Origin of the sequence: Clostridium sp. CAG:265, assembly GCF_000436575.1 — a bacterium.
In the GTDB taxonomy this organism is placed as follows: Bacteria; Bacillota; Clostridia; order Clostridiales; family Clostridiaceae; genus Clostridium; species Clostridium lentum.
Window position 1 is genome coordinate 46,534 of record NZ_FR886595.1, and the last position, 11,515, is coordinate 58,048.

Consider the following 11,515-nt stretch of genomic DNA (forward strand, 5'->3'; position numbering starts at 1 on the left):
GTCATTAACTTAATTATGATAAAAGTAAAAAGACAAAGAATTATGTCAAAAAAACATATTTCTTTGCCTTTTATTTCTATTCTTTATGTAAGCTTCCCTTTTTAACTCTCGTCTTTGTATATGTTGCAATAAGTATACTTCCAAGTATTCCAACCATCAATATATTAAATCCAAAAGATACAGCCCCTTGAACAAATACTTTCTTGACAGGCTCTGCATAAATAAGCACATCTAATCCCGGTGCTACTAATAACCATGCAATAGCATTTGCTATTATTTGATATATATTAAATACTATTATTTTGTTTCTTCCAAACTCACCATCTTCAAGATTAAGCCTTTTTTTAGATAATCCTATTACTAATCCAACTATACCTGAAGCAATAATCCAGCTTATCCAAGGTGAACCATAAAGAATTAAATCCTTTAATAAATGTCCAACAAGTCCAATTGATAATCCAGCAACTGGTCCATAAATTACAGCCATTAATGCTAAGAATGCATATACTGTTTCAACATTGGTATTTGGTATAAATGTTGGAATAGAACCAAAACGGCTTAAAATTATAAATACCGCTGCTCCTATACCTATAGCTACGATAGTATTTATAGATAATTTACTTTCACTCACAATCTTTACCCCCTTCTAATAATCATATACATCTTAGAATATATTATTAATGCCCATTCGTCAAGATTATATGTCATTCAACAAAATTCTATATTATTTAACAAAATTATTTATTATCTACTTCCTTCTTCCATCTAAAGATAAGCTTTAATAATTTTGCTCTATCAAAAGGTATTAATGGATAAAGATATGAATCGCCTGTAATTGTCTTAGTTGTAGCTATTATTATTGTATTTATTATTATTCCTGCAATAAAACCTAATGTACCAAAAATTCCTGTTAATAAAAGAAGTATTAACCTAGTAAATTTAAATGCATAACTTAACTCCACACTTGGTTGAACAAAGCTAGTAAGTGCTACTATTGCCATATAAAGAATAGTTTGTGGTGTGAACCATCCAGTCTGGACAGCATAATCTCCTAATATAAGTCCACCAATTATCGATAATGAAGTACCTAATGAATCTGGTGTATTAAGCGATGCCAATTTCAATCCATCAATAGCAAATTCACCAATAATAAATTGAAAAAATATAGGTATATTATATGAGTCCTTTGGTAATAGAAAACTAAAAAAACCTCCTGCAAAATTCATTAGCCAGCTTGGATTATCTGTTAATAATACATATACAGGCGTTAAAAATAAATTTGCAATAAGCACCACTATTCTAATGAGCTTTAAGTAATTACCAGTAAGTACAGGAAGATAGTAATCATCTACTGATTGTAAAAAGCTAAATACTGTAGTTGGTAAAATCAATATAGATGGGGTATTATCTATTATTATGATTATACTTCCTTCTACTAGCTGTGCTGCTGCAACATCTGGCCTTTCAGTATACCTTATCTTTGGGAATGGTGTAACCCAACTTTTACTATTTATTGATTCAACAAAGCTTTGATCACCTAAAGTCAGTGACTTAATATTTAGGTTTTCAATCATATCATTTATCTTTTTTAATTCGTCTGGCTTAATCTTGTCAGAAATATATCCCACAGCTACATCTGTCTTTGATATACTACCAATACTATGCATTTCAAAAACTAAATGAGGATCTCTTATCCTTCTTCTAATTAATGCTGTATTAAATACAATTGTTTCTACAAATCCATCATGTGCCCCTCTTAATACCTTTTCCTTATTTGGTTCATCAATACCTCTTGCAGGATATGTTCTAAAATCTAGAACTATAGCCTCTTTCCATGGTCCAAGCATTATGGTCTGACCGCTTAATACTGCTTTAACAAGGCTATCTACATCATCATCAGTACTTGCTTCTATGGAGCTCAAAGCCTTTTCAATTAATTCATTGGCACCTTTTATACTGTTGAAATCTTCTTTTTTTAAATTATACATATCTCTTCGTACGTATTCTAAATTAGTGTCCTTTATAAAACCATCTAAATAATATAAATAAAATTTGGTATTATGAACATCTACTATCCTTGCTAGCATATCAAATGTATTTCCTACATTTAGATTTTTCTCAATGATTTCTATATTTTTCTTTAAATCATCAGTTAACTTCATCTTACGCATACCCCCTAAATCTTTAGTATTATCTTTAGTATGCTTATTTTTAAACTAAATTATCCATTTTCAATTACCACTGAAAAAAAGTGCAGCTTTTTGCTGCACTTATCATTAATATATACTTTCAGTTATAAACTTTTCAAGTCCCCTTTGTCCTTTTTCAGTTCTCTTAAATACACCTGCATCTTCAAGAACTCTACTAAATATTTGTCCAACACTCTCTTTCACTATTCTTCTAGCTTCTTCTAATGAGACATTTCTATTTTGCTCTATAAGCTCTTCTATCCATGGAACGTGCTTATCTAATGCTGGGTTATTTAATGCTTCTTCTTTATTGTATTTAGTGTTGTCACATAATAAATCTGCTATTAATTCTAATTCATTTTGTAATCTTCCTGGCAATACTGCTAATCCCATAACCTCAATTAACCCAATATTTTCTTTCTTAATATGATGAAGTTCCCCATGAGGATGGAATATTCCATCTGGATATTCTTCAGTAGTTCTATTATTTCTTAAGACTATATCCATTTCATAAGCATCACCATTTCTCCTAGCAATAGGCGTAACTGTATTGTGAGGAACATCTCCTGAATATGCTAAAATATCATTTTCTTCATCAGAATATTCCTTCCAACTATTGTATATCTCCATTGCAGCATTTATTACTCTATCCTTATTATTAGAACTTAATCTCACTACCGTCATTGGCCATTTTACAGTTCCAATCTCAACATCTTCAAATTTATGATTTGTATAAGTCTTTTCAATAGCTGCCATTTCCATTGGGAACTTATGTCTTCCACCTTGATAATGATCATGAGTAAGTATTGAGCCACCTACTATTGGAAGATCTGCATTAGATCCTATAAAATAATGTGGGAATTTATCAATAAACTCAACAAGCCTAGTTAAGGAATCTTTTGTAAGCTTCATTGGTTCATGTTTTCCACTAAAAACTATACAATGTTCATTATAATAAACATATGGTGAATATTGCATATACCATTGTTTATTTTGAAGCTCTAAAGGTATTACTCTATGATTTTGTCTAGCTGGATGATTTAAACGTCCTTGATACCCTACATTTTCTACACAAAGAAGGCATTTAGGATATGTAGCTGCTTTCATCAGCTTAGCCTTAGCTATCTCCTTTGGATCTTTTTCTGGCTTAGATAAATTTACAGTTATCTCTAAATCACCATATTCTGTTGGTGCAAGCCACCATAAGTTTTTATTTACTCTTTCAGTCATTATATAATTTGATGATTTACTTAAATCATAATACCAATCTGTTGCTTTTTCTATACTATTCTTTTCCGCCTTTTCATAGAACTTCTTAACAACTTGTCCTTCTGTAGGCATAACTAATCCCATTATTTTAGCATCTAATAAATCTCTATAAGTTGTTGTATTTTCTTCAATTATTCCTTTTTCATAAGCATAATCTAAAATATTTTCTAATATTTCTACAGGAGTTTCACGAGCATCATCCTTTACTTCTCCCTGAAAAGGTTCTTCAACGTTTAAAACAGCCATTAATGAATTTCTTACAGGAATTATATCCCATACTGTTATCATTTTCTTCCTAACTGCAAATTTAATTAATCTTTCAATTTCATATGCCACATTCACCATTTTTGTTCCTCCATGTTCTAAATACCATATATTATTTAATTAAAAACTATTTTTTCACCTTCAAACAATTCTTTAATAACTAAAGTTACAGCACCTATGGTTGCTGCATCTTCTCCCAATGAAGATTTTGTAATCCTCACAGTTTCAGCCGAAAGCTTTAATGCTCTTTTGCTTACTTCCTCTTCAATAATCTCTATTGCATGAGAATTATCTTTAAATATTTCACCAACCATTATTATATATTCTGGGTTTAATATGTTAATCAAATTAGAAATTACCATTCCTATATACATAGCTGCTTCAGCAATTGCATTCACTGCCAAAGAATCCTTTTCTTTGGCTGCATCACATATATCCTTAATTGTTATCCTTTCAATGCTACCTTTTTTTAATAAGATACTTTGAAAATCATTTTTTAATAACTCTACTACTTTTTCTACTATACTATTATTAGAAGAAATTGTTTCTAAACAACCATAATTTCCACAATTACATCTTCTTCCATCATTTCTTACGGAAATATGCCCAATTTCACCAGCACTAAAATTAACTCCATAATAAGGTTTATTATCTATAATTATTCCTGCTCCAATACCATTGGAAACATTAATCACTATGAAATTTTCCTTGCTTTTTGCTATGCCAAACCAACTTTCTCCTAAAGCTATGGCCCTCACATCATTATCAAGGAAAATAGGATACTCTATTTTTTCTGATAACTCCTTTTTTATATCTATATTTCTCCAACCATAGTAAGGAGAATATTCTGATATACCTGTATAAGAATTTACTATACCATGCATAGCAATCCCCACACCTATAATCTTTTCTTTATGGATACCACTTTCATCTATTATCTCATTTACTAAATTTACTATTATTGATAATACATTATCTTTATTTCTATCTTGATTTTCTAAATCCACTGATTTTTTAATTAGTATCTCAGCTATAATATTACTTATTACTACTTCTATTTTTCCAACTCCAATGCTAACACCTATTATATAGCGAGCATTTGGATCTAATTCTAAGATTATAGGTGGCCTTCCTCCACTTGATTCACCAATCCTACTTTGAACTAGATATCCTCTTTCCATTAGCTCTTTCGTAATATTGGTTATGGTGGCGGGAGTAAGTCCTGTAATCTTTGCAATATCTGCCCTTGATAAAGCTCCATTACCCATTACAGCTTTTAAAACAACGGAAATATTTAATTGTTTCATTAATTCAAAGCTACCCTTTATCAATATCTCCACCTCATAAACCTTTGTTAATTATTTTAATAAAGTATATAAAAAAATATTCATGAAATTGTTTACTTACTTAAATTCTATACTTATTCCAATAAACTGTCAATAAATTTTTCATATAACCTAAAAATAAAGAAGCTGAAAATTTTTAGCTTCTTTATTTTTCTCTAACTAATTCATAATTATTTCTTGGCTCTTTCTACCCTAAGCTTCTTTCCTTTTATGGTCATATCCTTTAAAACATTTAGAACTTTATTACCTTTGCCATTTAATATATCCACATAGGAAGCAATATCTTGTACATCAATAATTCCTATATCTTCTGAATTAACACCATCAATTCTCGAAATAGCTCCAACTATGTCTCCTGCTCTTATTTTCTTTTTCTTACCACCATTTAAATATATCTTAGTGATTGCTTTTTCTACTTCTTTAGTCTTATTTTTTTTAGCCTTAGGATTTGTTTTTAGCTTGTTGGCACTTGCTTCTTTTTCTCTTATTTCATTATTTGATATTGGCTCAATCTCATTAATTTCAAAGCCTATGTACTCTTGGATTTGCCCTAAAAGTCTACCTTCATACTGATTTACTAAACTTATGGCCTTTCCTTTAGATCCTGCTCTTCCTGTTCTCCCTATTCTATGTACATATGCTTCTTTTTCCACTGGAAGATCATAATTAATTACATGAGTAAGACCTTCAACATCGATTCCTCTTGCTGCAATATCTGTAGCCACAAGTATTCTGAAGAATCCTTTTTTAAATCTTTCCATGGTAGCCATTCTATCCTTTTGCATCATTCCACCATGTATCTTATCAACTGAATATCCTTTTCTCTTAAGATTTTCTGCTACTTTATCTACATTTTCCTTTGTTTTACAAAACACAACTACCCCTTCTGGTATTTCTTTTATCAATACCTTACGCAGTTCATTTAATTTATCTTCTTCATTTATTTTATATAACTCATGGGTAATTTTATCAGTTATCAGCTTTTGAGCCTTAATTTCAATATTTTCAGGATTATTCATATAACTATTACTTAAATCTAGAATTTCCTCTGGCATTGTTGCTGAAAATAACATTGTCTGTCTTTTATCATTAAGTTTTGAAACAATAGATTTTACCTGATCAACAAAGCCCATATTTAGCATTTCATCTGCTTCATCTATTACTAATATGTTTATACCTGTTATGTCAAATGTCCCTCTTTCAATATGGTCAATCACCCTACCTGGAGTACCTACCACTATATGAGTTCTTTGCTTTAACTCTCTTATCTGCTCTGAAAAAGGCTGTTTACCAAATATAGCTGCCACTCTTATTCTTTTTAATCTACCTAAGCTCTGAATTTCTTCTTTAACTTGTATGGCAAGTTCTCTTGTAGGCGTTAATACCAAGGCTTGCGGCTTAGTATTATCCCATATTACCTTTTCACATACTGGTATGGCAAAAGCTGCTGTCTTTCCACTACCTGTTTGTGATTTCACCACTATATCCTTACCCTCTAATGCTTCAGGAATAACTCTTTTCTGCACATCAGAAGGATTCTTATACCCCATAGCATCTATAGATTTCTTAATTTCTTCACTTATTTTATATTTTTCAAATCCATTTTCCACTATCTTTACCTCTTCATTAAATATATTTTCATCTATCTAGTATAACCTAAAAATAAAAGAAGTGAGATATCTTTCTTAAATATTTCACTCCTTATCATTGATTATACTTCCATTATTATAGGTATAATGGTAGGTCTTCTTTTAGTTCTATCATAAATATAATTTTCTACAGTTCTCTTTACATTGCCCTTTAATACATACCATTCAATTATTTCCTTATCTAAACACTTTGTTAACTCTTCTGTTGCTAATGATTTTACAACTTTTATCAGCTCTTCTGATTCCTTAACATATACAAATCCTCTAGTAACAATATCAGGTCCTGAAACAATACTTAACGTCTCTTTTTCTATGGTAACTACTATTATAACCATACCATCTTGTGCTAGATTTCTCCTATCTTTAAGTACTATATTGCCAACATCACCTACTCCTAGTCCATCTACATATACTGCCCCTGCCCTTACCTTTCCATCTTTTTTACAACTATCTTTAGTTAATTCTAAAACTTGACCTGTTTCTAAAATAAAGACATTCTTTCTAGGCATTCCCATATCTACAGCCAAATCTCCATGATGCTTTAAATGCCTATATTCACCATGTACTGGCATAAAGTATTTAGGTTTCACTATGGTATGAATCATCTTTAATTCTTCTTTATAAGCATGACCAGACACATGTACTTCCTCTAGATCATCATAAATAACTTCTGCTCCTCTTCTAAATAATTCATTAATAACTTTAGATATCAATTTATCGTTTCCTGGTATGGGGGATGCAGAAATAATAAATGTATCTTTGGGCTCTATGCTAATTTTTCTATGGCTTGAAAAAGCTATTCTTGCCAGTGCTGCCATAGGCTCTCCTTGGCTTCCTGTGGTTATTATTGTTATTTGTTCATTGGAGTATTTAGATATATCATCCAAATTTATTATATCTGTATCTGGTATATGTAAGTATCCTAACTCTCTTGCTACATTTGATATATTTTCCATACTTCTACCACTAAAAGATACCTTTCTCTTATACTTAAGAGATAAATGTATTATTTGCTGCATTCTATGAATATTAGATGCAAATGTAGCAACTATAATTCTTCCTTTACTATTGGCAAAAAGAGTATTTAAAGTCTTTTCTATTGATTTTTCTGATGGCGAATATCCAGGAATTTCAACATTTGTGCTATCTGCCATCAATAACAAAACTCCTTCATTACCTAAATTAGAAATTCTCTGGAGATCTATTACCTTACCATCAATAGGAGTATAATCAATTTTAAAATCTCCTGTATGTAGAATTGTACCTACTTCTGTATATATTGCTAATGCACATGAATCAGCAATACTATGAGTAACTCTAATAAATTCTATCTTTATCTTATCAAAGGCTACCATATCTCCTGCTTCAACATTTATAAGAGTGCTTTCATTTAAAATATTATGCTCTTCTAATTTTGATTTTACTAAACCTAATGTGAGTTTTGTCCCGTATACTGGAACATTTAACTGTTTAAGTATATATGGCAGAGCTCCTATATGATCCTCATGTCCATGGGTTAAAAAGAATCCTTTAACTTTTTTTCTATTATTAACTAAATAAGTTATATCTGGAATTATTAAATCCACTCCATACATATCTTCATCTGGAAAAGCTATTCCGCAATCTATTACTATTATTTCATCTTCATATTCTATGGCTGTGATATTTTTCCCTATTTCACCTAATCCACCAAGTGGAATTATTCTAATTGTACCTTCTTTCATCATATAATCACCTTTCGAACTAATATAACTAAACATTCTTACTTTATATTTATTATTTGTTTTTATTAATTATTTAATTCTTTATATTTAATTTTATGAATATTCAATGAAAGAAAACAACTGTACATATAACAGATACTAAAATAATTAATTAATACTAACTACTACTTTTTATTTACTTACATTACCTGCTACGTTTAATACATCCCATGTTCTTGAGAATGGAGGTGCATAACTTAAGTCAAGCATTCCTAATTGTGCAGTTGTCATCTTAGCAAATATACATGTAGCTATTACATTACATCTTTGAACTGCATCTTTGTATCCTGCAACTTGCCCTCCATAAATAACTTTTGTATGAGCATCATAAATTAGTTTAACATATATCTTTGTTTGTCCTGGATAATAGCTAGTATGATTCATATCAGTAATAAACTTAGTCTTATAATCAAATCCTAAAGCTTTAACTTCTTTTTCAGAAAGTCCTGTTCTAGCTGCTTCCATATCCATAACCTTTATACAGCTTGATGCAAGAGAACCTTGGAATTCATTATTGGCACCAGCTAAGTTTTCTCCAACAATTCTTCCAAGTTTATTAGCACCAGTTGCCAATGGCACATACACAGGCTTATTAGTTATTACACTATTGATTGTTGCACAATCTCCAGCTGCATATACATCTTCTATTGAAGTTCTTCCATACTTATCAACAACTATTGCACCATTTTTAAGCATTTCTAATTTTTCATTTTTCACAAAAGCAGTATTTGGCCTAAATCCTGTAGCCACAATAACTATATCTGTTTCAAACTCTCTTTTATTAGTCTTAATATTAGTTGCTTTACCAGCTGTAGTTATTTCCATAACAGTTTCATCTAATAATAAATTAACATCATGCTTTCTGATTTCTTCTTCTAATAAATTAGTTATTTCTTCATCGAAAACCTCTGCTAAAATTCTATCTTGTAGTTGAACAACTGTTACTTCTTTTCCTCTCTTTTTAGCTGCTTCTACGGCTTCAACACCAATAAATCCTGCACCTATTACTGTAACTCTTTTTAAGTTTTCATTTTCCATTAATGCTCTTAATTTATTACCATCATCCATTGATTTAAGTGTTAAAACATTTTCTGAATCTATTCCTTTAATAGGTGGAATTATACTTGAAGCACCACTAGCAATCATCAGCTTATCATAGCTCTCTTCAATAATCATATTTTGAATTAAATCTTTTACTCTTAATTTTTTATTATCAAAATCTACTTCTAAAACCTCATGATTAGTAAATAAGTTTATTCCTGTTTTTCTAAATTCTTCAGCAGTTCTTGCTATCATTTCATTAGAGTCATCAAAAAATCCACCTGCATAATATGGCAGTCCACAAGCTCCAAATGAAACTATATCTCCTTTTTCATATACTATTACCTCATCATTAGGTGACATTCTTTTTAATTTTGCAGCAGCACTCATTCCAGCCGCAATTCCACCAATAATTATAACTTTCATATGCACCATCCTTCGTTTTTATATTTATGATTTATTTTATATCTATTTCCCCAAATATAGCAACATATTTTACATTTACTTTTGGAGTATTTTCTATATCCTTATTTTTTCTAACATGATATAATCTTTATATAATTTTATGGAGGTCTTTTTACATGAATCTTTATGAAAAAACGTTAAGTGAAGAAATAGTCTATACAGGTGATTATCTAACATTTACTAAGGTAAAAGTTCAACTGCCTGATGGCAATGAAGCTAACAGAGATATTATTAAACACCCTGGTGCTTGTGGAATAATTCCTTTTGTAGATGAAAATCACATAATCTTAATAAGACAATTTAGAAAATCTATTGATAAGGTCATTTATGAAATTCCTGCTGGAAAATTATCTTCTGATGAATCTCCTGAAAATTGTGCTTATAGAGAGCTAGAAGAAGAAACAGGTTATCAAGCTTCTTCATTATTTCATCTTGGAACTGTTGCTATTGTTCCTGGATATTGTGATGAATTACTCTATATTTATAAAGCAACAAATCTTTCTCTATCAAAAAAACATGAAGATTTTGATGAGTTTACAGAAGTAGAAATTTTTACTCTTGAAGAAGTTAAGAATATGATTAAAAGCGGTGAAATAATTGATGCTAAAACAATAACGGCTTTAGCATACACTATGATAATGGATAATTATTAAAAGCTTGTAAAAGCTTTATAATCATCCATTTTTTAATTATCCATTGCCTTTTCTGTTAAGTTAAAGTTTTTCTACCTTTGGCTCATCATCTGTATTCTATATGGTTTATCCATGTCTTACTAATATATATCCTTATAAATGTCTCATAAAAATTACTGCATATTTAATACTTTTTCTATAGCCTTGCCAACCCCATCATTATTATTTGTCTCTGTTACATATGTAGCTATTTTCTTTATCTCATCTATTGCATTTTTCATTGCATATGAATTTTTAAATTCAGTAAACATTGAATAATCATTAAAGCTATCTCCTAAGACCATAACCTCATCTTTTTCAATGCCCTTCATCTCTGCTACTTTTGCTAATATTAATCCCTTTTGTGCTTGTATATCATTTACTTCTATATCATATTCTGAAGTTGAAGCAACTGCTAAACCACCTATTTCATTTATTTTCTTCTTCAAATTTCTTATAATATATTTATCTTTATGAGAAGTTATTATCTTATAAAATACAATTTCTGAACTTATCATTTTATCAATATCTTCTATATGAAACTCTATCATTTTTTCTCTTATCTCAGTTAATAATTTGATTATATTATCTTTTGTCATTTCTTTATTAAATTCTTTAATTCTATTTACAGCATTATCAAAATCTTCCTTTGAATATTTTGTAGTAAAAATACCTTCACTAGTATATATATCAACTATACTGCTTTCCTTTAATATTTCTTCTATAACTGCTTTTACTTTACTTTTTTCAATTCCTATAGATTCTATAACTTCTCCATTACAATCTCTATATTCAGCCCCATTCATAACTATAGCTTCGCATTTCAACTCATACTTATCTAAAAATGGTTTAACCATA

At 29.8% G+C, this 11,515-nt stretch carries 9 protein-coding genes; 1 reads left to right on the forward strand and 8 read right to left on the reverse strand.

Features of this window, described 5'->3' with window-relative positions:
* Positions 1–76: 76 nt before the first annotated feature.
* From Q5O29_RS03680 to Q5O29_RS03710, 7 genes are all read right to left on the reverse strand, one after another.
* Positions 77–631: an ECF-type riboflavin transporter substrate-binding protein gene (locus Q5O29_RS03680; RefSeq protein WP_022211651.1), complete on the reverse strand. Its 555-nt coding sequence runs from the start codon at positions 629–631 to the stop codon at positions 77–79.
* Positions 632–737: 106 nt separating this feature from the next.
* The gene (locus Q5O29_RS03685) at positions 738–2,171 is read right to left on the reverse strand and encodes a spore germination protein (protein WP_302631697.1); all 1,434 of its coding nucleotides are present in this window, start codon (positions 2,169–2,171) and stop codon (positions 738–740) included.
* Between the two features lie 105 nt (positions 2,172–2,276).
* Entirely contained in the window at positions 2,277–3,803 is a 1,527-nt protein-coding gene (gene galT, locus Q5O29_RS03690) for a UDP-glucose--hexose-1-phosphate uridylyltransferase (RefSeq protein WP_022211653.1), read from the reverse strand.
* A 35-nt stretch (positions 3,804–3,838) separates the two neighbouring features.
* Positions 3,839–5,053, reverse strand: a complete 1,215-nt coding sequence (locus tag Q5O29_RS03695; RefSeq protein WP_022211654.1) for an ROK family transcriptional regulator — start codon at positions 5,051–5,053, stop codon at positions 3,839–3,841.
* A gap of 185 nt (positions 5,054–5,238) precedes the next feature.
* Complete coding sequence (locus tag Q5O29_RS03700; protein WP_022211655.1) at positions 5,239–6,678, reverse strand: DEAD/DEAH box helicase; 1,440 nt, start codon at positions 6,676–6,678, stop codon at positions 5,239–5,241.
* Positions 6,679–6,779: 101 nt separating this feature from the next.
* Positions 6,780–8,444, reverse strand: coding sequence for a ribonuclease J (locus tag Q5O29_RS03705; protein ID WP_022211656.1), 1,665 nt, complete (start codon positions 8,442–8,444; stop codon positions 6,780–6,782).
* A gap of 168 nt (positions 8,445–8,612) precedes the next feature.
* Positions 8,613–9,947, reverse strand: a complete 1,335-nt coding sequence (locus Q5O29_RS03710; RefSeq protein ID WP_022211657.1) for a CoA-disulfide reductase — start codon at positions 9,945–9,947, stop codon at positions 8,613–8,615.
* A 155-nt stretch (positions 9,948–10,102) separates the two neighbouring features.
* Between Q5O29_RS03710 and Q5O29_RS03715 the strand changes: the two genes are divergently transcribed.
* Positions 10,103–10,639, forward strand: coding sequence for an NUDIX hydrolase (locus Q5O29_RS03715; RefSeq protein ID WP_022211658.1), 537 nt, complete (start codon positions 10,103–10,105; stop codon positions 10,637–10,639).
* A gap of 152 nt (positions 10,640–10,791) precedes the next feature.
* Here Q5O29_RS03715 and Q5O29_RS03720 read toward each other — a convergent pair.
* Positions 10,792–11,515: HAD-IIB family hydrolase (locus Q5O29_RS03720; protein WP_022211659.1), on the reverse strand; the 724-nt coding region annotated here is incomplete at its 5' end.